Source organism: Vibrio marisflavi CECT 7928, assembly GCF_921294215.1.
GTDB classification, from domain to species: Bacteria; Pseudomonadota; Gammaproteobacteria; order Enterobacterales; family Vibrionaceae; genus Vibrio; species Vibrio marisflavi.
Window position 1 is genome coordinate 1,243,094 of the sequence record NZ_CAKLDM010000002.1, and the last position, 22,698, is coordinate 1,265,791.

At 39.1% G+C, this 22,698-nt stretch carries 16 protein-coding genes; 2 read left to right on the plus strand and 14 right to left on the minus strand.

The window, feature by feature from the left end; genetic code table 11:
* Positions 1-365: 365 nt before the first annotated feature.
* The gene (locus tag L7A31_RS12445; RefSeq protein ID WP_237362017.1) at positions 366-1,745 is read right to left on the minus strand and encodes an NCS2 family permease; all 1,380 of its coding nucleotides are present in this window, start codon (positions 1,743-1,745) and stop codon (positions 366-368) included.
* 663 nt (positions 1,746-2,408) lie between these two features.
* On the opposite strand from L7A31_RS12445, the gene L7A31_RS12450 reads away from it, so the two are divergent.
* Positions 2,409-3,236: a 5'-nucleotidase, lipoprotein e(P4) family gene (locus L7A31_RS12450; RefSeq protein WP_237362018.1), complete on the plus strand. Its 828-nt coding sequence runs from the start codon at positions 2,409-2,411 to the stop codon at positions 3,234-3,236.
* A 74-nt stretch (positions 3,237-3,310) separates the two neighbouring features.
* Here the strand turns inward: L7A31_RS12450 and L7A31_RS12455 are convergent, their stop codons facing one another.
* On the minus strand, positions 3,311-4,186 hold the full coding sequence (locus L7A31_RS12455) for a transporter substrate-binding domain-containing protein (protein WP_237362019.1): 876 nt from the start codon (positions 4,184-4,186) through the stop codon (positions 3,311-3,313).
* 223 nt (positions 4,187-4,409) lie between these two features.
* Between L7A31_RS12455 and L7A31_RS12460 the strand changes: the two genes are divergently transcribed.
* On the plus strand, positions 4,410-5,639 hold the full coding sequence (locus tag L7A31_RS12460) for an SGNH/GDSL hydrolase family protein (RefSeq protein ID WP_237363563.1): 1,230 nt from the start codon (positions 4,410-4,412) through the stop codon (positions 5,637-5,639).
* Between the two features lie 230 nt (positions 5,640-5,869).
* On the opposite strand, the gene L7A31_RS12465 is transcribed toward L7A31_RS12460, so the two are convergent.
* From L7A31_RS12465 to L7A31_RS12520, 12 genes are all read right to left on the minus strand, one after another.
* A complete protein-coding gene (locus L7A31_RS12465; protein WP_237362020.1) occupies positions 5,870-6,913 on the minus strand; it encodes an acyltransferase family protein in 1,044 nt (347 codons plus the stop codon).
* Positions 6,914-6,986: 73 nt separating this feature from the next.
* On the minus strand, positions 6,987-8,267 hold the full coding sequence (locus L7A31_RS12470) for a lipopolysaccharide biosynthesis protein (protein ID WP_237362022.1): 1,281 nt from the start codon (positions 8,265-8,267) through the stop codon (positions 6,987-6,989).
* A 109-nt stretch (positions 8,268-8,376) separates the two neighbouring features.
* Positions 8,377-9,543, minus strand: a complete 1,167-nt coding sequence (locus L7A31_RS12475; RefSeq protein WP_237362024.1) for a nucleotide sugar dehydrogenase — start codon at positions 9,541-9,543, stop codon at positions 8,377-8,379.
* A gap of 12 nt (positions 9,544-9,555) precedes the next feature.
* The gene (locus L7A31_RS12480; protein ID WP_237362025.1) at positions 9,556-10,701 is read right to left on the minus strand and encodes a glycosyltransferase family 4 protein; all 1,146 of its coding nucleotides are present in this window, start codon (positions 10,699-10,701) and stop codon (positions 9,556-9,558) included.
* Between the two features lie 22 nt (positions 10,702-10,723).
* Complete coding sequence (gene wbaP, locus L7A31_RS12485; protein WP_237363564.1) at positions 10,724-12,169, minus strand: undecaprenyl-phosphate galactose phosphotransferase WbaP; 1,446 nt, start codon at positions 12,167-12,169, stop codon at positions 10,724-10,726.
* Positions 12,170-12,288: 119 nt separating this feature from the next.
* The gene (cpsG, locus tag L7A31_RS12490) at positions 12,289-13,704 is read right to left on the minus strand and encodes a phosphomannomutase CpsG (RefSeq protein ID WP_237362027.1); all 1,416 of its coding nucleotides are present in this window, start codon (positions 13,702-13,704) and stop codon (positions 12,289-12,291) included.
* Positions 13,705-13,794: 90 nt separating this feature from the next.
* Complete coding sequence (locus L7A31_RS12495) at positions 13,795-15,228, minus strand: mannose-1-phosphate guanylyltransferase/mannose-6-phosphate isomerase (protein ID WP_237362029.1); 1,434 nt, start codon at positions 15,226-15,228, stop codon at positions 13,795-13,797.
* Positions 15,229-15,249: 21 nt separating this feature from the next.
* Positions 15,250-16,407 (minus strand): glycosyltransferase family 4 protein, encoded by a 1,158-nt coding sequence (locus L7A31_RS12500; protein ID WP_237362030.1) that lies wholly within the window; start codon positions 16,405-16,407, stop codon positions 15,250-15,252.
* Positions 16,408-16,409: 2 nt separating this feature from the next.
* Positions 16,410-17,417, minus strand: a complete 1,008-nt coding sequence (locus tag L7A31_RS12505) for a glycosyltransferase family 4 protein (RefSeq protein ID WP_237362032.1) — start codon at positions 17,415-17,417, stop codon at positions 16,410-16,412.
* A gap of 7 nt (positions 17,418-17,424) precedes the next feature.
* Positions 17,425-18,681, minus strand: a complete 1,257-nt coding sequence (locus tag L7A31_RS12510) for an O-antigen ligase family protein (RefSeq protein WP_237362041.1) — start codon at positions 18,679-18,681, stop codon at positions 17,425-17,427.
* 157 nt (positions 18,682-18,838) lie between these two features.
* The gene (locus L7A31_RS12515) at positions 18,839-19,792 is read right to left on the minus strand and encodes a Wzz/FepE/Etk N-terminal domain-containing protein (protein WP_237362043.1); all 954 of its coding nucleotides are present in this window, start codon (positions 19,790-19,792) and stop codon (positions 18,839-18,841) included.
* A 203-nt stretch (positions 19,793-19,995) separates the two neighbouring features.
* Positions 19,996-22,689 carry an SLBB domain-containing protein gene (locus L7A31_RS12520; RefSeq protein ID WP_237362045.1) on the minus strand — a complete coding sequence of 898 codons (2,694 nt, stop codon included), beginning with the start codon at positions 22,687-22,689 and terminating at the stop codon, positions 19,996-19,998.
* Positions 22,690-22,698: the final 9 nt, after the last annotated feature.

Below are 22,698 nucleotides of genomic sequence, written 5' to 3' on the forward strand. Positions count from 1 at the left end.
CAGAAACTCTTATTGTTTCCTAAGCTCATGATAAATATTAAATATCGTTAAATTTAATTTAGTAACATTGAGTAAAGCACATGATTATAGAAACTTACAAATATATTTATCGTCTATTTTTTAGTGTATATACTTAATACAACAAGTTATAAGATAGATGTGAAGTTTTGCTCTAAAATTTAATCAACAGTATTAGCTAATTATAATTTTATAGATTATTTATTCGGTATTTCTCTAAGAAGGGAGTTATTTATTAGAGTAAGAATATAGATATGAAACACAGCACATTAAATTAGTGCTTGTATACCAAATTTAGATATAAAAAATCCCACCATGAAGGTGGGATTTTCTTGCAAATATTTTGACTAGATAGCCCAACCGCCAGCGTAAAATGCAACTAGGACAATAGCAATGATTACTGTACCAACATTAAGCTTCTTCCACTCACCAGAAATGACGCGACCAATTACTAGCGAGCCAAAGCCAAGCATAATTCCTGTTACTATGTTGCAAGTTAACACGATAAACACCGCACAGATTAATCCTGACAGAGCGTCCACTGAGTCAGACATATCCAACTTAGTTACATTTCCTAGCATCAACAAACCAACATACATTAGAGCAGGTGCAGTCGCATAGCTCGGAACTAAGTAGCTCACTGGAGATAAGAACAGCATGAGTAGGAACAGGACGCCAACAACCGTTGCTGTAAGGCCTGTTTTACCACCAGCGGCTGTACCCGCTGCAGATTCAATATATACCGCTGCTGGCGCACCGCCAACGAAACCAGCAAGAATACTTGTCATTGAGTCTGAAGTAAGCGCTTTACCACCATCAATAATTTGCCCGTCTTTGTCTAGCAAATTAGCTTGGCCAGCCACCGCGCGAATCGTGCCAGTCGCGTCAAAAATAGCCGTAGTCACCAACGCTAATACGCTAGGAATAACGATTGGAGACAAAGCTCCCATAATATCAAGCTTACCGAATAACGAGTCTTTGCCACCAAATTCTGGCATAGCAAATAAGCCTTTGTAGACCACGTTTGGATCAAAGATTAGCCCTAAGATTGAAATTGCAATAATGACAATTAAGATGCCACCTGGAACCTTACGCTTCTCTAGGCCGATTATGGCGGCTAGACCAACAACAGACATAATAACTGGAAACGAAGTAAAGTGACCTAATGCTACTGGTAGCCCAGCTTCTGGGTTCTTCACGACTAAGCCAACACCGTTTGCAGCAATAAGTAGTAAGAACAAGCCGATTCCGATACCAGTACCATGTGCAACACCAAAAGGTAGATTGGATAAAATCCACTGTCTAATACCGGTTACAGTTATGATAGTAAACACAACACCCATCAAGAACACTGCACCTAGCGCAACTGGAACACTCACGCCCTGCCCTAACACTAAGCTAAATGCGGTAAACGCAGTCAGTGAGATTGCACAGCCAATTGCCATTGGCAAACGAGCCCAAAGACCCATAACAAGAGAGCCAAATGCAGCAACTAAACACGTTGCAATAAATACTGCTCCTTGGTTAAAGCCAGCATCCCCTAACATGTTAGGTACGACAATGACGGAGTAAACCATTGCCAAGAATGTGGTAAGCCCTGCAACTAGCTCTTGCTTAACGCTACTACCGCGTTGAGTAATTTTAAAAAACTTATCAAAACCACTGTTGTGGTTTGCGCCGTCACTCTCTGAGTTTGAGTTTGGAGTGAATGAGGTCTTTTCAGACATGTTGAAAGTTCCTTGCGAATACTTGTTTATACTGCGTTTAGTGGTTGGTAAATAACCCAAAGAAGCGAACTATCACACTCGATTCATATACTATGAATGATTCACCGAACACATAGAATTTGAGGACGCAAAGGATACAGCAAACGTTTGCGTTTGTAACACTCTAGATCAAAAAAAATTTGGTTTTCTAAAATAATTGCAAGTACGCAACTCGCATATTGGCATTTATATTATTGTTTTATTTATCTATTAGTAAGTAATTCTGCGGTACATCGGTTAAGCGAATTACGACGCTTAAAGTGACTAATTTTGCAAGATTTCGAGTACTGTTTGGCCAAATACTCAAGACTCTCCACTTTTTAACCGAAACTAAAGTTCGTTTTACATCTCACATTTATGCAATTTGTTAATTAATAAGACATATGAGATCGTGATCTCACATCAGAGTATTCGTTGAAATTCCCACTTGCACCAACAAAGGGAGTTCATCGACAATGCCAAAACAATATTTCCTAACGAAATATTACATTTACGCATAGTTTTACAACAGATTGAGTTTCGTCTCATTTATGTAGTTTGTAGAACCAGAAAGCACCTGATAGCAATAGCAGTTCGAACACGTTGCTCGTGGGTGTGCACCTTTGATGTTTACAGGAGTGTAAAATGAAAAATAAAGCTTTGGCGGTTATTGCGACTGCAGTTATCACAGCCACCTCATGGCAAGTTGCAGCCAAAGAACAACCAGTCACTAGTGCTCAGTTACAGAATCAAGCTGTACTTGCCGTGGATTGGGTTCAGCAATCTGGAGAGTATCGAGCTCTAGCTTATCAAGCATTTAACGTAGCGAAAATGTCGTTTGATCACTTTAAATCTCAAGCCAAACAAGACAATAGTAAAGAGAAACTGGCGGTAGTTGTCGATCTTGATGAGACCATGATTAATAACAGCGCGTATGCAGCATGGCAAATTAAGCACGGCCAAGGCTATTCATCTAAAACTTGGGGTAAGTGGGAACAAGCTGCTAAAGCGAAGGCTATTCCTGGGGCTATCGAATTCTCAAAATACATCGATTCACATGGTGGAACTGTTTTCTACGTAAGTAACCGCTCTGAAACAAACCTGAAAGAAACCATCAAAAACCTGAAAAAGCTTGGCTTCTCAGGCGTGAATGACAAAACCGTCCTTCTAAAAACTACCACATCTGATAAAAAAGCACGTCGCTCTATCATCACTGATGAAGGCTACAAGATTGTTATGCTGGTTGGCGACAACTTAGATGACTTTGATTCTAAAGTAATCCACAAATCTAACGAAGTTCGTCGCGACCACGTTAATGCAGAACACTCGCTTTACGGTACGCGTTATATTGTCTTGCCAAACCCAACTTATGGTAGCTGGGAAGGTGGACTAGCAAAAGGCTACTTCAAACTTGATAACGCTGGAAAGAGCCAAGTACGCCATGACGCTCTTAATGCTTGGAACGGCAAGTAAGCGTCAATTTAACAGTCCAGAATGAAAACTAAATCAAGCAACCTGAACATAGAATATTCAGGTTGTTTGTTTTGTTACTCATATATCTTTAAAAACTCTTCCTGATACTTCTTACGATAGCTTTTTAGTAAGTTTGAAGACAACCAGTTTTCATACAATTCTCTATAGCTATCTTCTTGTCGCATTAACGTGAGAGCATTGGTTATTTGGCTTGCGATCTGACTCCCTTCTGCAGTTTTTGTACAAACTGGCCACGAATAGCCAAGTTGCTTAGCTTCAGCAATCGGTACTGTAGTAATTTTGTTTTCTAAGCCATGTTTACGTGAGAGGTAAATGGCTTCTTCTGGATAGACAAACGTATAATCAATTCTACCAAGCGACACCATGTTTAATAAGCTTTCACCGACATTCCCTTGAGAGCTCATTCTCACGTTTGATTGCCCTTTGTATTGATCGACGATTTCTCTAATGGCGGAAGAGTATGTTCGCCCATCGGAGAGCCCTAGTGTGTAATTTTTCTGATTCATCATATGGTGAAGTGAAAGTTGCTCCGGCTTACCCATTTCTTCAAACATACTAGTTCGCATAGCAATCTGCATATTAAAAAAGTAGAACACTGGCACGTGTGCGTAGTATAAGATTTTTAGTCGTTCATCAGTTTTGAATAAACCTAACGCGCAGCTTAGTGATTGTTTATCTTGCACCTCCTGCACTAGTCTTTTGTAATTTCCAGCCACAAAAATAGTATGCTCGTAACTTGGTAGGCTCGCCTGAATTCTTTTTAATATCTCAATGCCATAGCCTTTATAGTTGCCGCTTGCATCTAGATAAGTAATCGGTGGTTCAATAGTGACCATCCACCTCAACTCTTTTTTCGCTCCTTCTGCATTCGCTGCGAAGCTAACACTACAAAGCAATATTAAAGGCAATAACGCTTTAGAAACTTTCATACCGCACACTCTTCCATCCCATCCAATTAAAGTGTACACGCTGATTGCAGAATTACCTTTCAATACGCTATTGACCGTATTGTATATATGAATTGTTTGTTTTATGAGCACGCCGTCAGTTTGAAATCTGATTTTGTTAAACTCTTTGACTCCATCATTTATCAAAATAATATATAAACTCAAACCAATATTTACAGGATAGTAAATTGTGATTAAAACATTTATCAGGACATTATTCCTTTCCACGATCTGCTTTAATGTTTATGCTGATCCACCTCCTATCGAACCTATCACCACGTCTAACTCATTATTGGGCCAATCTAATGAGACATATACCTACGTTCGATGCTGGTATCGACCAGCGCAATCACACGATGACTCCACGACTTCTTGGGAGTGGGCAGTCAAACCAAATGGCAATTACTATTCAATAGATGGATATTGGAAATCCGACTTCAAATGGCGAAACATGTTTTACACCAACACATCACAGCAAGAGATTAAGCAGAGGTGCAGTGAAACACTTGGTGTAACCCACAACACAGCCGACATACTGTTCTTTGCTTCAGACAATCGCTTTTCTTATAACCACACTATTTGGACTAATGATTCTGAGAATACTTCGAAGATCAACAAAATGATTTCGTTTGGAGATAGCCTCTCTGATACCGGCAACATATTTAATGCTTCTCAGTGGCTTTTCCCTAACCCAAACACTTGGTTCTTAGAACATTTTAGCAATGGGTTCGTTTGGACAGAGTATTTGGCCGAAGATCTCAATATTCCAGTCTATAACTGGGCGGTAGGTGGCGCTGCTGGAGAGAACCAGTATGGAGTGCTCACTGGTGTCAATGAGCAAGTCAAATCGTATATCGAGTATATGAAAGCGGCTGAAAACTACGACCCAGCAAACACGCTATTTACTCTTGAGTTTGGTTTGAACGATTTCATGAACTACGATCGCTCACTCATCGATGTTGAGGCCGACTTTAGCAGTGCGATGACTCGCTTAACTGGCTCAGGTGCGCAAAATATCTTGCTTATGACACTACCGGACGCAACCTATGCGCCTCAGTCTAAATACTCAACTGAAGATAAAATCGCAGAAGTCAGAGCCAAGATAATAGCGTTTAATAAATTCATTGAAGAGCAAGCACAATATTATCAAAGCAAAGGCATTAATGTCCTACTCTTCGATACCTATAGCTTATTCGACAAAATTATCCACGACCCACAGGCTTATGGGTTCGAGAACTCAAGAGATGCGTGTTTAGATATAAACCGAAGTTCATCGAAGGATTATTTAACTAGCCATTCACTGACAAATGAATGTGCGAATTACGGCTCAGACAAATATGTATTTTGGGGTGTTACCCACCCGACTACTGCAATGCATAAGTATATCGCTGATAAGATGTACCCATATGCTGAACAGGTGTTTACTGTTCAATAGATATTTAATAGTTGTTGAACACTCTAGGTAAAGCAAGTTAAACAGCCAAAGGTATTAAAACCTTTGGCTGTTTTATCTTCGCTTTTTATAATCTTGTGATAGCGATACTTTCTAGGTCGGTATTAAAAATAAAAAGTAGAAGTACTATTTTCATAATATATTATGCCCAAATTAAGTCATAGCAATACATATTTTATAATCAACTCATCTTGTTTAAGAGTTAAATTTTCTCACCCCGTAAAGACTACCCGTAAATTTTTCGCTAACTTCACACTTTTAATTCTAGGGATTAGAAATCTAGTCAATATCCATATTTGACAAGAAGCGACGGTAATACCAAATGAGGAAACAATCACATACTTTAAAAGTATATTCATATTTGGTACAAGTTTATCTAAAACCTTAACCATTGGGATATGCCACAAATATATCCAAATAGTATTTCTAGCTATATGTAATACGAACTTTTCTAACAATTTTACTCTACTCAATAAATGTTGAATTCTATCAGAGATAAGCCATATAAAAATAGAAACAGAGATTGCATAAGATGTGTAATATATTGAGGGTGGATATTTATAATCGTTTGTTGAAACAAATTCACCAGTATGTATATATAGAGTCACTGCAATAGAAACGAAGATGGCAAGGAAGAAAAAACTTAGTGCATAGTTCACCTCCCTTCCTAATTTTGGTATTCTCAAGCCCAAAGCAAATAATAACGAATACGGAACCAAGTAAAATAAACTATATTCTGCAGATAGGTAAGTAAGTGAACTATCTTCTGAATGTAGAGAAAATATATACCTAAATAATTCAAATACGAACAGAGATAGGATAACAGTGAATAAAAACTTAAAGTCAGAAGTATTTTTTTTGTGGAGACCATAGATAAATGGCGCAACTAGAGCAACCAAAATAAAAACCCTAATAATCCAAACAAAACCAATACCATTGATCATAAAATAACTCCCTAATATCACATTAAGAGAGCCTACATCAGATGAAGAAGGTCGAAAAATAAAAACCAAAGGAAAATATATTGATAGAAATGCCCAAACTGGAAGAACTAGCCTTTTAACTCTTTTCCAAATATACTCTGAATATTTTTCAGATTCATTAAAGGACACTGCGAAAGCCATCCCTGAGACTATAACCATCAAAGGCACATCAAAATTTCTTAATTGAAAAACTATTGCTCCAGGGTGAACATGGGCCAAAATAATCATTGACAACCCTATAAAACGCAACAAATCTATTTTTACACTTCTCATTTACCACTCACTAAAAATCACAACTTACATGAATTAAACTTATTACTATTTATTAAAAAGTTTGTTAATCAAGTCAGTCCATACACTTACAGTATACGATAGAAATTAAGACGAAATTTAACATTGCAGACACTAAGCTATAAAGTATCACTGTAGACAAATGTGTTTTTAGTACAAACACGCCTACAAGTAGCGAAAGTACTTTCAACAAAACTGAAAACACAGAGTATAATAAAAAGAACCTCTGTTCACTTATTACCAAAATAGCTTTATTTGATGGTATAAAAAGTAGTTCTGAAAAACTCCACAACGATAGCCATCGAGCATATTCTCCTGCTACTACCCAATCATGGCCAAACACAACTCCAAATAAATATGGTCCGAAAGCAATTAGCAGCAAATATGGCCCAAGCCCTACACTAGCAAGAGTTATTGTTGCTTTTTTCAGGAGGTTATCCAACTTTTCCTTACTATTTAGTGCATTTGACATCTTTGGTAGGAAAACATCACCAACGGCTACTCCTAACAATCGCATAGGCACCGACAAAACAGAGCGTGTCAGCGTATAATAGCCCGCATACACTGGGCCAAAATAAGTCATGAGAATTAATACCGGTATACTCTGCGTCAATGTATTTAAAAATACTTGAGGAGTTACGTATAATGGAAAGTCTTTATATTTCTTAATTAATCTAAATGATATAAAACCAGAGCCTAAGCTAATCCACTGTCTTAGCCCTGCCTTTACTGCACAATAAAATATAAGTACACATTGAAGAAAATAACCAAATGACGCAACAAGTATCAAATAAATATATGTAGGATTAAGTAAGCCAACGGAGACCTTAAGAATACTTACAATTATAGCTTGTATAACAAGTATTAATGAGGGGTATTTATATTTCCCACACCTAATTAGCCACTGATTTGACAGTCGATAAAGTCCAGTAGTAAACACAATAACAGGAAGTAGATATAATAAATGGTAGCTAAACGCTAGTGTTGATACATTTAGTATTAGTTCTTTTCCAAAATAAATCACCGCCATACATAACATTGATAGGATTATGGAGTACTTAAATACTAAATCAGCAACTTGCTTAGCTTCCGAGTCCGACTTAGGTAGTATAATAGCTGGAGGCAAACAAAATGCACTAATAGGATCTAGTATGTACACTATTGATATAAAAGCCCCAAACACACCAAATGCCTCAGGTGTAAATAACCTCGTAATAAATGGTGTAGCCAGAAAATTAATAAACTGTGCTCCTGCTGAGCCAGAAGCGACAATTATTATATTCCTTACTAACTTATTCGCTGATAACCCTTTAGCCTTACTTAACACAGTTTTCACTCAAAATCATAATTGGCAAAATAGGTTTCCCATAACAATAAATATAAAGTCTCACAATAGCTGTCATTTTTGAACAATGACTGTGAGCACAAAATCCAGGGTAAAAATATCAATCACAAGCAAACAAATCACGCGTATAAACTTTATCTAAAACATCATAAAGCTCGTTGCTATGACGGTTTGTAATTATTATATCTGATAGTTGTTTAAACTCGCCTAACTCTTGAATAACTCTTGAATTAAAAAACTCAGGCTCATCAAGAGCTGGCTCATATACTACGACCTCTATCCCTTTTGCTTTAATTCGCTTCATTACTCCCTGCATCGCAGATGCTCGGAAGTTGTCAGAACCGGATTTCATGACCAATCGGTAAACACCAACAATCTTTGGCTTTTTACTAATAATCGAGTCAGCTATAAAGTCCTTACGAGTTCTATTAGCGTCAACAATTGCGCTAATTAGTTCATTTGGCACATCCTGATAATTAGCCCTGAGCTGTTTAGTATCTTTAGGCAAGCAATACCCACCATAGCCAAACGACGGGTTGTTATAGTGACCACCTATTCTTGGGTCTAAGCTTACTCCTTCGATTATTTGTCGTGCATCTAGACCATGAGTTTCTGCATATGTATCTAACTCATTAAAATAGGAAACTCGCATTGCTAAATAGGTGTTGGCAAAAAGCTTGATCGCTTCAGCTTCAGTTGAATCTGTAAGGATGATCTCAATATCTTGCTTGGTCGCACCCTGAGCTAATAGATCAGCAAACATTTTTGCTCGTTCAGATCGCTCACCCACAACAATACGGGATGGATTTAGGTTGTCATATAAAGCTTGGCCTTCACGCAGAAACTCTGGCGAGAAAATTAAATTTTCACAGCTGAGTTCTTGTTTAATTCTGCGAGTATAACCAACAGGTACAGTTGACTTAATGATCATCACTGCATCAGGGTTAATTGCAGTGACATCTTTAATTACTGACTCTACAGAAGCGGTGTTAAAGTAGTTCGTCTTTGGGTCGTAATCTGTTGGTGTAGCAATAATCACGAAATCTGCATTATGGTATGCGCTCGTTTTATCCAATGTCGCACTGAAGTTTAGCTCTTTGTTTTGCAGAAAGTCTTCGATCTCTCGATCAACAATAGGAGATTTTTTGTCATTAAGAAGGTCAATTTTCTTTTTAACAATATCAACTGCTACAACTTCATGGTGTTGCGCAAGCAGCATTGCATTTGACAAACCTACATAGCCAGTACCGGCAATTGCTATTTTCATGGTTAACCTATTTTATTTATAATTTTCAATGTATTGACATGCTATATTTGATAGAGAAAAACCTTCACTTAAAGAAGTGCTAATCTCGACCTGCTTTATTTCACTATTCCCATCTAACCCATCGATATATCGTTCAAACTCTGACATATTTCGAACGTTAGCAAATTGTGGAATCAGTTCCGTTATTCCACCTTTTGAAGATACAAAGACCAGCTTTCCAGCCAAAGCGCACTCAACAACAGTACGACCAAATGGTTCTTGCCATTTTACAGGCAAAACTACAATATCTACCGTTTCTAAGAAAGCCTCGAGAGAAACAAAACCAAGTAAATCAATGTTGGCTTTTTCTGCCCTATTTTTTAACTGTTCACCTAGTACGCCACTAGCAAACCTTCCGGCAGCGGCAAATCGGACACCTTTGTCGTTGTAACGTTCAGATATATGACAAAATTCATCAAACCCCTTTTCAGACGTCAAACGTCCGATAGTTCCGATGGTTAACGGCTTACCGGTATTGTTTTTCACTTTAGGTGTCGGTACTGGATTATAAACAACAGCACTCTTAGCGTTGCTGAACATACCGTTTTTCTGATGTAGTTCAGATATGGAATGGCTAATACCAACAGCCACATCGACTTTTTTACTCATGTGTCTTTTTAACCAAGACCAAGTTCTCACACTTTTAGCTTGAATAGGGATGTCTTTGCCATCCTTAAACAGCGTACAGTTAGGATGAAAGAGATAATAATCTCGCATCGTATGCACCAAACGCATCCTATGACGTTTTATCATTGACCATACTGCGACAGAAAACCCTGCGAGATTATTGGTATGCACAACGTCAGGTTTAAACTCTAAAAGATCCTGTTCAACTTGCTTAGCCATACGAAGGTTGTAAAGATCGATTAGGTGCCAGCATAAGCGTTTCCATGCGGGTTGATTGGTACTAGAAAAAGGCCAATAAAGGTTTTTCAGGGGCACGTAAACAACTTCAACGCCATTTATTTCTGACTGTGAACGTCTCGTTTCCTTAGTAAGAGTCACTACCCTAACTTGGTGCCCTTTGCTAACCAGTGTCTCAGCTAATAACTGTGTTGAAACTTCAGCTCCACCGACTTTGTATGGGCTATAAAGCGTATTTACTATCAAAACCTTCATTTCCAACTCTCTTTAACGATACTCAGTACGCGCCATCACTTCGTAGTACAACGCCAACGGTTTTAAACAACATTGCAATGTCGTACCACATCGACCAGTTTTTGACATACCACCCATCTAAGTAAATTCGGGTATCATAATCAACATCGTTTCTACCGCTTACCTGCCATAGCCCGGTCATGCCTGGTTTTGCCATTAGGTAATAATCTGAATTCTCGCCGTAGTATTGCTCTAATTCTTTCTGAACAATTGGGCGAGGTCCTACCAAGCTCATTTCTCCTTTTAGAACGCACCATAACTGAGGAAGTTCGTCTAAACTGGTTTTGCGAATAAAGTGACCTATAGGAGTGATCCTAGGATCATTTTTGAGTTTAAAGTCCCTATCCCATTCAGCTTTAGCTTGTGGGTCACTCTCTAATAGCTGCTCTAACACTTCTTGAGAATTACAGATCATCGAGCGAAACTTGAGACATTTGAACTTTTTACCATGCTGACCAATTCGTTCATGACCATAAGTCGGTGCTCCGCCATCACGTGAAACCTTCCAGCCAATAAAAAGCATCACAGGAGATAGTACGAGTAATAATAGGGACGATACAATCACATCAAAGCAACGTTTCATTACTCTTGCAGAGCGGCGAGCTAGGTTATTCCGCACTCTTAGCATCAATGCTTCGTGACTAAAAAAGTGAGAGATATCAGTACCATGAAGAGGTATGCCTCTTAGAGAAGGTATCACAGAAATATTTCGTAGCTTCTTTGCTGCTAGCTTGCGAAGCCAAAAATCACAAAGCTCAAATTGTGTATATTCCAACGCAATAAATACCTGAGCATTTTTAATGTTTCTTAAAGAGGCAATATCTACGCGCAATAGAGGTATACCCTCTATTGGGCTGTCACATTGGCAGTCATCCGGAGCAATAAAAGCTTTTACATTAAATCCCATTCTCTTCTCGCTTTTAAGAGCAAGATAAGCTTCACGTGCATTTTCACCGCAGCCAATAATGAATGTAGGCCACTGCCAAAACCCGAAATAGTTTAACGTATGCTTAAGTAATGAGCGAGATAATGGTATACAAACAATCATAAATGCCCAAAAAATAGCCCAACGGTTATGACTCAGATTTTTTTCGGCAAGAGCGACCAAAGAAAGGTTCATAATGGCCAAAAAGCATATGGTAATTACTGTCTCTTTCAACTCGTTCCAAAAGGGCTTTCTATACCTGTAATGTCGAAAATACAGCCAAAATATGCCAATACCAAACACCATTAATACAAAAGAACTACACACCCACTGGTAACCATGATACATGTTTAACCATTTTTCATAGCTCATCGCATGTTCAGCGTCGGTGATAAGCATAATTTCGTGCGTCAGAAAAAACGCCACCATAAACCCAAGTACATCAGCTGCAACTAGGCCTAAATGGTTGATATATTTATTATATTTAATTCGTTTACTTAACACTTGCAATACTACTCCAATTGAACAAGTTCAATGTTCAACCATAACTTCACCAAGTTTTAGCAAGAGCTATAACTTCAAAAAGCTCACTAAAACAATAAAACTGACAATATAATTGAGGGCTAAGTTGAACCATCGACACTATTTAACTTTATGCGTAGCAACGATAATATTTCTTCAGTTTTTTGTTTCATCAAAACAGTATCAGCTCGAGATTCTACATTTAACCTAACCACTGGTTCTGTATTGGATGAGCGAAGGTTAAAACGCCAATCGGCAAATTCAAGGCTAATTCCATCCGTCTCGTCTACTTTTAGGGCTTGCGACTCATAAACAGATCTCACTCTAGCTATTGCAGCCGCTGGATCTTCAAGTTGCGAGTTGATTTCTCCTGATGCTGGATATGCAGTCATTCGATCGCTAACTAGCTGCTGTAAAGTTTTGCCTTTTACACACAGTAACTCGGAAACCAATAGCCAAGGAATCATCCCAGAATCGCAATAAGCAAAGTCTCGGAAATAGTGATGCGCACTCATCTCACCACCATAAATAGCATCTTCTTTGCGCATTCGTTCCTTAATAAAGGCATGTCCAGTTTTAGACATCACTGTTTCACCACCAGCAACTTTAACCACATCGATAGTATTCCATGACAAACGCGGATCATGAATGATTTTGCTGCCTGGGTTGTTATTAAGAAATGCTTCAGCTAAAAGCCCGACGATATAGTAACCTTCAATAAAATCACCGTTTTCGTCAAACATAAAGCAACGATCAAAATCACCGTCAAAAGCAATTCCCATATCGGCTTTGTGGGCCTTTACTGCTTCTGCTGTATCTTGCCTGCACTCTGGAAGTAATGGGTTTGGAATGCCGTTGGGGAAGTTCCCATCTGCTTGATGATGGATCTTAATTAACTCAACAGGTATTGAGTAATGTTTAAAGCGTTCTTCAAGAGCATCAATTACATGCCCTGCCGCACCGTTACCACTATTGATCACCAATTTCATCGGCTTGAAATGTTCAGGTGTTATATAGCCTATTAGGTGATCAGTATAGGCATCAAGTGTCGAAATCTTCTTGTAGATACCACGTTTATTAATGTCTACTTGAGAGAACTGATTTTGCTCGGCGAGTCGCTGAATATCACGTAAGCCGGTATCTCCACTAATCGGTTTAGCACCTTCACGCACCAATTTCATACCGTTGTAATCCATTGGATTGTGACTTGCAGTGACCTCAATACCGCCATCTACACCTAGATGGAAAGTAGCAAAATAGATCTCCTCAGTACCTGACATTCCGATATCTAACACGTCAGTGCCAGCATCTTGTAAACCTTTAGCAAGAGCCAATTTAAGGCTCTCGCTAGTCAAGCGGACATCGCCACCTACAACCACAGTTTTTGGTTGAATAAATTCGCCATAAGCGCGTCCGATACGATAAGCGATATCCTCATTAAGTTCATCACCCAAACGACCACGGATATCGTAAGCTTTAAAACAGCTCAACGTCTCAGGGACTAAAGTATTTTTCATAATTACACTGCTTTAATTTTATTCTTGTTGAAAAAGAGCACTTAGGCTCAGGATTTCCTACAACATTAAATTCTTTTTAGTATGTTATTTTTATCGTTCTTCAAATCTAACGATATCATCCTCACCCAGATACGAGCCTGACTGTATCTCAATGAGCTCTAGCGGAATTTTCCCGACATTCTCTAATGCATGTCGTTGGCCAAGAGGAATGTAAACAGACTGATTCTCCGTTATCAGTTGAACTTCATCTCCATTAGTCACTTTCGCCGTACCTGACACAACTATCCAATGCTCAGAGCGGTGATGGTGCATTTGCATGGAAAGTTTTTCACCCGGCTTTACGGTTATGCTTTTAACCTGATAACGATCTCCATCTTCAATCGAATCATATTTTCCCCACGGTCGGTGAACTTCACGATGGATGCGATGTTCAGAGCGGCCATCAGCTTTGATCTGCTCCACTATTTTTTTCACATCTTGAACCTGGTTTTTGTCTGCAACCAAAATTGCATCTTTGCTTTGGATCACCACAAGATCTTTCACGCCGACGGTTGCAATTAGACCCGTTTCAGCAAACAGGTAGTTGTTATGACTGTCATAGCTCATAACGTCGCCATGCTTCACATTACCAACAGTGTCTTTATCAGAAATCTCCCATAAAGATGACCATGACCCGACATCACTCCATCCTGCATCCATTGGAACCACGACAGCTTCTGTTGTCTTTTCCATGACAGCATAATCAATAGATTCACTCGGACAAGCTAAGAAATCTTCCTTATTCACTCGTACAAAATCAAGATCAGGGTTTATAGTGCCAACTGCTGTCTGGCAGGCAGAATAGATATCTGAACGGAACTTCTTCAATTCAGCCAAGTAGCTACTGGCTCGGAAGAGAAACATCCCGCTGTTCCAATAGTATTCACCCGAACCCAAATACTCAGTCGCAGTTTCTAAATCCGGTTTCTCAACAAACTGAGCAACGGCAAACGCCACATCATCCAACCCCTGCTTGTAACTTTCTGGTGAACCACGACGTATGTAGCCATAACCGGTTTCAGGACCAGTTGGCACAATACCAAATGTCACCAACTTGCCTTCTTCGGCAAATGGAATCGCTGAATTTACTGCAGCAGTAAAAGCTGCTTCATCTTTGATGACATGATCCGCGGCTAAAACAAGTAATAGTGGATCATGCTGAGCTTCTTCTCCTGGCTGGTCTGTAGCTAACGCTGCTAATGTTATGGCAGGTGCTGTATTACGGCCAGCTGGCTCTAAAATGATGTTGTGTGCAAGCTTACCCACTTGGCGTAACTGCTCTGCAACCAAAAAACGATGCTCTTCGTTGCAAATTACGACTGGGTTAGCGCACTCTAAACCTTTTAAGCGATCTAAAGTGTTCTGCAACATCGTAAGTTCACCGTCGAGCTTCAAAAACTGCTTCGGGTAAAGTTCACGCGACGATGGCCACAGTCTGCTGCCACTACCGCCAGCCATAATTACAGGGAGAAGAGATGTTTTCATATGGATATACTCTCGTAATATTTACTTGTAAGTGATCTGTTTATCGGCTGAAAACTCAGCCCACTTTTCACTTACAAACTCTTTTAGTTCGTTTTCGAAACGCTCTGTCGAAAACATTTCGGCGTTACTGCGACACGCTTGTGGTGAAAACTCTTGCGACTCTTTTTCAAATCTTTCAATAGCTTCACAAACAGCTTCAACCGTCTGTTGCTTGAAAAATAGTCCTGTGGGTGAATCAATACCTAGCGGACGTATAGTCTCTAGAGCTCCACCTTTACCGAAAGCCACAACTGGTGTCCCGCAAGCTTGCGCTTCAACAGGTGTGATACCAAAATCTTCTTCAGCGGCGAATACAAATGCTTTGGCCTTTTGCATGTGCTCTTTCAGCACAGAAAACGGTTGATAGCCCATTAGTTCAACATTAGAGCCAGCTTTGCTCTTAATCTTTTCGAATTCACTACCATCACCAATTACAATCAAGCGCTTGTCTGGCATTTTTGAAAATGCTTCAACAATTAAATCCATGCGTTTGTAAGGCACCATTCGGGAGGCGGTGAAATAAAAATCTTCTTTTTCTTCCACCAAAGGGAAATCTTCAACTGCAACTGGAGGATAAATAACCGCAGCCTCACGCCCATACACTTTTTTGATTCTTCGAGCTATAAACTGAGAATTAGCGATAAAATGATCTACCCCATTTGCCGTACGGTAATCCCAAGTTCGGATTTTGTGTAGGAACCATTTCGCCAACCAACCCTTTAGCCCCTTATTTAGACCTGCCTCGCGCAAGTATTGATGCTGCAGATCCCATGCATAGCGAATCGGCGAGTGCACATAGCTAATATGCAGTTGATCAGGCCCTGTCAACACGCCCTTTGCCACAGCATGGCTGCTCGACAAAACAATATCGCTTTTCGAAACATCTAGCTGCTCAATGGCAAGTGGCATTAATGGCAAATATTTTTGATATTTTTTCTTGGCAAACGGTAGCTTTTGAATAAAGGTCGTATTGGCGCGTTTATTCTTTAAAAACGAGCGCTGCTTGTCTGGTACAAAGTCAACTAGTGAACTCAGCTCGCTTTCTGGATAGATATCAAGCAACGACTCCAGCACTTTTTCTGCGCCAGCATAGGTCACAAGCCAATCGCAAACTAATGCAACACTAATATCAGAATTCATACTTACACCTTGTTTTTTGCTGCATCTAGCAACACAGATTCAACACGCTGGGCAGTTAGATCCCAAGTAAACTTTTTCGCCTGATCTAATCCGCGCTGAGTTAAACTTTCTTGCAGGTCTATGTCAGAAACCAGTTTTTCAATAGCTGAAGAGATCGAAGCTGGACTGCTAGGGTCAACCAAAAGAGCTGCGTCTCCTGCTACCTCTGGTAGCGAAGTACAGTTGGAGGTTATGACAGGTGTACCACAAGCCATAGACTCGATAACTGGCAAACCAAACCCTTCATAGAGAGAAGGAAAGACTAGAGCCAACGCCCCTTTGTATAAAGAAGGAAGCTGCTCTTCTTCTACAAAACCATAGAAAGAAACTCTTGATTCCAAGCCTAGAGACGATATCAACTCATCTAACTCTTCTGTTGCTTTGCCAGTGAACAGTAACCTAATGTTGCTATCTATTTGAGCTTGAGCAAACGCTCGGATTAACATTGGTTCATTTTTATGTGCCTTACGGTTACTCACACATAAAAGATATGGGTAGCCAGGAGAGTAAGCTTCAGCGTTTGGCGAATAGGCATCGTCTACACCATTACCTACATTGATCACTTTTTCCGCAGGCACTCCACTCCATTCAATAATTCGCTGTCTAGAAAATTCAGACACGGTCAGTACCGCGGCAGCACGATGGCACCCGGGTTTAATAAAAAACCGATAAAAAAGAGACTTTAAAAAGCTAGCATTTTCAGGGCGATCAAGATGATTAAGATCGTGTACAGTGAAAACATAGGGGACACTAGACCAAATCGGCGGTATATACCCCGGTAGAAATACAGTTTTTCTATTTTTATGTTTTCCTATCGATTTGCTAATCATAATAGGGTTCAATAGAGAAGAAAAACTACACTTAATGTCAAGGCGCTCCTTTTCAAGCTGCAACCGATCAAGTACCTCATTTGCAAAACGACCAATGCCAGTGTCTCTAGGCCATCGCTCGTCAGTTAAAAATCTACACATAAAAATTCTACTCTATAATTAGGCTGTCAAAGTCACACTGAGACTTACTCTTAATGCGAGCATAATTTCTAGCTAGCATAGATGTGCCAACTAAAAACCAAAAATATGGCCTCATATAATTAGATTCGATATTTAGAGAAAGACAAAGAACTATAAATGACAAACCCAATATTTTAAATTCTTTCATATCAACTGATTTTAAAACAATAAATAGCCTTATATTCCAAATAACAAATATAAAGCATACAAGCCAACCACAAGTTGCTGCTATTTGGAGATACATATTTATTGCAGGGTAACCTTCTGGGTTCAGAAACCATGGCCATTTTTTTTTCAACACTGGATAGTTTCTATTATTTTCTATATGTGCAGTATAAGTCCCAATACCAACACCTAATGGGTTACTTTTAGCCACCTCATATGCCAGCTGTGCTCTCGGCCATCGGTTTCCAGTCCTTGCTAAAAAATAAATCAGTGCTCCACTATCAGTTTTAGAATCAACCATTTTACTATACGTTATTGAAACTAAACCTCCTGGGTTTACTGCCTTGTTTATTTGCAAAGCACCCAATATAACCATGGCAAGAACAAGTATCTTCAATAATGTTACTAGCTTTCTTTTTGATGCAAATGTCAAAATCACAGCTAGAGATATTCCAATAGATAGAAACATTGTTGCTGATTTAGATGAATGGACAAATAAACACAATACAAACAAATCGAAAAACATATACTTCTTATCAACAATAACAGAATATAAAACGAACATTAGATAAGGGATTAAATAAAGAGAAAAATACGATGGCTCATATAACAAACCAGAGGCTCTAGATTGAAAACCAAATAATACCACAAAAAAGGAAGCTATAATTTGAACTCGATACGATATTATAATTCCTTTGAAAAAAAATCTAAACTTACCATTATCCAAAGGAATAGTTGTAGCAACACCAGATATGCATAAAAACAAGAAAAACATCCAAAAGATATATATAATGCTTTTTATTAAATTTTCAGAATAAACCAAGGATGGCAAGGAAAACACTATGAAAGACAGAAAGAAAAATAAGTCTTCTCTTGAAATCCGTATCTTACTTTTTTGTACCAAAAATATTACGAAAAAGGCTAAAAAAGACAGTCGGAAAGCCATCCCAGATACGTGAACCTGAGGTTTATCCATCGATAGCAACAGCATAAAAATAAGGCCATAAGTTAATAATAAAAACTCCTTTTTATTAACAAGCATTGATTTATTTACGAACATGTCACTATCCAAAAAAAATAAATTGTCAAAAATAAATTAATTAATTAGTAAGAGAGCATTCAGTCTGGTTTTTACTTAAAAAAGCCAAAGTGTATATAATACTGATTATCATAGATAAACTCTTCACTAAATAATTATTATCAAAAAACTTAAAATACTATATAACTCTTCGAATCCAAACGAATGAACAGGAAAGAATCAAACCTAAAAACATGCTTGCGATAACTATAAGTAAACGATGTGGTTTTACCTTTTCCTGAGGAACATCAGCCCGGTCAATTGTCTGAAAAGCATATTCATTCTGGGCTTCTGCCAACATTAACTGTTTAGTTTGTTGCTCAATTAGCTTATTAAATGTCGTGACCATATCAGTTACTGAAGTTTTACTTAGTTGTTCTTCTAAATATTTAATGTTCCTTTTAGTTGAGTCTATTTTACGAACTTTCATCCAATGATTGATATCTTCTACCAACCATGTAGCCCACTTTTCCGCAAGATAAGGGGATTTTAAGTTAATAGATAGGCTTATAAACCCTGTTTCCTTATCTGTTTTAATCGAGAGTATCTTGCTGAAAGCTTTATACGCATCACTTGCTGTTGGTTTATTGGACTCATTATAGAATTGCTTACCATGCCAAGTATTTGTTTTTGAATCATAAATATCCGAATTAAATACAAGTTGATTATTCTTCTCATTCCATTTCTTTAATGCCATTAACTCGGGTAACAAATGATGCTGACTAATAAATTCATTTATAAATTCTCTAGATTTTAAACTAGCAATCGCAATATCGGTCGTGTTGTCACCTTGCTGCCCTAGTTTAATGCCTGCAAGTGAAGCTAACCCACCAAATTGATTTGCCATAGCGCTTATCTCTGTTCGATCTTGCGTTGGGGCCAATAAAACCGTTGATTGGTAAATATTAGGCAAAAATAAGCTAAAAATTATGCCAGCTAACGTAAATAAAAAAGTAACAGCAGTGATTAATTTTTTCTTTTCCCACAATGCAGAAAATAGTGAAAGTAAGTCAATCATGTCGTTACCTGAATTATCCTGCGTGTATGTATTAATATCATGAGATTGTTTCACTTTGTTATCTACCTGATTCATAAGCTTATCTATCTAAGTTATGTCAATTAACAATACGTAAATTATTAATATCTGATTTTTTAGTATATCGATTATCAAAAGAGGTTTTATTGGCATGATTTGTACCCAACAAACGCACAACTTCTAATTCAGTACTAATCTACACTCTTTTGACTCTAATCAGCTTGTTAGCAGCCTTACGACTGCTAACAAGCTTTCTACTATTACTGAACTGCCTTCCAAGCAACTCCCATCTGATACAGCATCTGAGTTGCTGTACTCCATACACTTAAGCTGTCTAGGTAGTTACTGTTGATTGGCACAACAATTGTGTCACCTGGGTGCAGTGAATCATCTTTACGACTAAACCAGTAAGAGTTATTTGGTAGCATCACTGAGCCATTTGCGCGGATTACATACATGCGATCTTTGTCTGCTTGCACCTTAGTGCCGCCTGCTTTACTGATATAGTCACTTAAGCTTTCACGTGGGTCATAAACAAAGCTTGCCGGGAACTGTACTTGCCCTACTACGCTAATTACGTTCTGCTTAACTGGAACATAAAGTGTGTCGCCGTTTTGCAGCATCACGTCATCTTGCTTGTTCCCTTTGAGAATTGCAGGCAAGTTAATAACAAGTCGCCCGATAGGCTTAGCCGTTTGCAACTTATCAACAACTTTCATCGCTTCGTTTGGCGAGGTCGGGTATGACGCAACAGACGTTTGACGGCGTAAAGTCAGTTCTGCAATTTCTTGCTGCATCTGTGATTTCAGCATCTGCAATTTCGCAGCTTCCGATTTTTTCAAGCTTACTCGGCTAAGCACTGCACCATCTGCATATGCAAAACGCGTTAAGCCACCAGCTCGCTTTATCACATCATCTAAAGTCTCACCCTGTTGAATGGTGTACGTTCCTGGGAATTTAACTGCGCCATCGAGCGTTACTGTGCTCTCTTCACGCCACTCTGGCTTCATAAAGACATTAATACGGTCTTTAGATTGCAGCTTAAAGTCATCAGCACTGTTTACATTCAGTGCTTTTCCAAGCTCAAAGTTTTTGTGTGTAATATGTTGCTGGCCGTTAACGATTGCCACACGGCTCACTTCACCAGTGCGTAAATCAGCAGATTCAACTAGGCCACCAGCTGCAGTGATCAAATCACTCAATTTGTAATTGACACTCAACGGGTATACACCGGGATATCGAACTGCGCCACTTACCTCAACGACCTGAACTGGCTGCGAAGGCGTCGCCTGTTGTCTTAGTTCGTCGATTACCGGAGCTAACAAAACCGTACGCGAATAATCAGAGGATTTTTCGCCGATTGTTTTTTTCTCAAGCGACTGCAAACTCAAACTTTTTAAAGAGTCTTTTGACAAACTCGTGTGCTGGTTCTTCTGATTACTTAGATCTGAGCTACTACTATTCGAAGTTACGCTATTTGCGTCTGCACTATTTGTATCGCTGCTGGTCGAGTTTGCGCTAGCGTTGTTTTGGTCTAAAGCACTCTGTGCTTCACTAAATACCAAAATCTCATCTCTATTTTGCAACGCTAGATTTGCAGCGCTTTTAGGGTTAGTGATCGCATCTTTCAGGTTAAACTGATACGTTACAATGTCACCTTGCATATCAATCTGACGAACCAGCAAAGCGTAATTTAAATCAACATGATCGCGTAATGAGGAGTTCACCGAATTAAGTACATCAGAGATATGCATCCCTTTATGGAACTGATAGTCTCCAGGACGAACTACCGCACCCTTAACTTGGATATAACTAGTTAACTGGGTGTTTTTGTCATTGATTTTTAAACTATCACCATTTTCAAGCTTGAAATCACGATCTGCATGTTCTGCAAGATTTAGCGTAAATACTTTAATGCCACTGTTTGTCTGGCGTTTCACCGTGATGTGATTTTGGCTTCCTGTCGCTGTAATTCCCCCAGCATCATGAATCGCTTGAGAAAGCGTCTCTCCACTTTTTAATTCATAGATTGCTGGACGTTGTACTGCTCCGTTGATATTAACAGTAGCGCCTTTCGCTGGAATGAAAACAACGTCTCCCGCGCGAAGACGGATATCTTGTTTTGAATTACCGTTGAGTAGCATTTGATAAAGGTCGAAACGTTCCACTAACTTTCCGTGACGCTTCACTTCGATGTTTCTCAGAGTTCCAACTGTGTCAATGCCGCCTGCAGCAATCAAAGCCTGTGATACAGTAGTTAGAGAGTTGACATTGTAAGCACCCGGTTGATACGCATCCCCCAACACGAATACCGGAATAGTGCGTAATGTACCCATGCTTACAGAGATCTTATTACCTATCATTTGCTCTGAAACTCTTACTGTTAGCGCCTGTTTCAGTTCATGAAAACTTTGCCCAGCGACAGAAATAGGTCCTAAGCCAGGAAAGTCAATCTCTCCATTGCGACCCACATCTAAACTGTAGCTATGGTTATCTTTACCATAAATTTGAATTTTGATCTCATCGCCGGGGCCAATCACGTAGTCATTCGGCACTGGAATATCGTTCAATGGCGTATTACTGGTCGGTTGGCCAGCAAAAACGTCATAACCAAATGGTTTCAGTTTTTGACTTTGATATGGTTGCGATGATAAATCTTGACTCCGCTGGCTCTTATCTTGGTAGTTAACAGTGCGTGGCAAAATAGTCGGCGCTGAATTTGCCTTCGCCGACTGTGCATCGCTGCCAGTGCTTGGGCTAAACTGGCTTAAATCAACACCATATTGTTTAGCTAATGCCATTTGCTCAGACTTTGGCAGAGACTTAAATTCAGAGATCTGCGAAGCAGTTGGCGTGAACGCCATGGCTGTTCCTGTGAACAAAATCAAACCACACAAAGCAAAAACTGCTTTTTTAAGCGTATGGTCTAACACTTTGATTGATATTTTTCTCATAACTTTACT

Bases quoted from the DNA above. Each gene is read 5' to 3' on its own strand.
- L7A31_RS12445 (WP_237362017.1), bottom strand. From the start codon at position 1,745: ATGTCTGAAAAGACCTCATTCACTCCAAACTCAAACTCAGAGAGTGAC.
- L7A31_RS12450 (WP_237362018.1), top strand. From the start codon at position 2,409: ATGAAAAATAAAGCTTTGGCGGTTATTGCGACTGCAGTTATCACAGCC.
- L7A31_RS12455 (WP_237362019.1), bottom strand. From the start codon at position 4,186: ATGAAAGTTTCTAAAGCGTTATTGCCTTTAATATTGCTTTGTAGTGTT.
- L7A31_RS12465 (WP_237362020.1), bottom strand. From the start codon at position 6,913: ATGAGAAGTGTAAAAATAGATTTGTTGCGTTTTATAGGGTTGTCAATG.
- L7A31_RS12475 (WP_237362024.1), bottom strand. From the start codon at position 9,543: ATGAAAATAGCAATTGCCGGTACTGGCTATGTAGGTTTGTCAAATGCA.
- L7A31_RS12480 (WP_237362025.1), bottom strand. From the start codon at position 10,701: ATGAAGGTTTTGATAGTAAATACGCTTTATAGCCCATACAAAGTCGGT.
- cpsG (WP_237362027.1), bottom strand. From the start codon at position 13,704: ATGAAAAATACTTTAGTCCCTGAGACGTTGAGCTGTTTTAAAGCTTAC.
- L7A31_RS12495 (WP_237362029.1), bottom strand. From the start codon at position 15,228: ATGAAAACATCTCTTCTCCCTGTAATTATGGCTGGCGGTAGTGGCAGC.
- L7A31_RS12500 (WP_237362030.1), bottom strand. From the start codon at position 16,407: ATGAATTCTGATATTAGTGTTGCATTAGTTTGCGATTGGCTTGTGACC.
- L7A31_RS12505 (WP_237362032.1), bottom strand. From the start codon at position 17,417: ATGTGTAGATTTTTAACTGACGAGCGATGGCCTAGAGACACTGGCATT.
- L7A31_RS12510 (WP_237362041.1), bottom strand. From the start codon at position 18,681: ATGTTCGTAAATAAATCAATGCTTGTTAATAAAAAGGAGTTTTTATTA.
- L7A31_RS12515 (WP_237362043.1), bottom strand. From the start codon at position 19,792: ATGAATCAGGTAGATAACAAAGTGAAACAATCTCATGATATTAATACA.
- L7A31_RS12520 (WP_237362045.1), bottom strand. From the start codon at position 22,689: ATGAGAAAAATATCAATCAAAGTGTTAGACCATACGCTTAAAAAAGCA.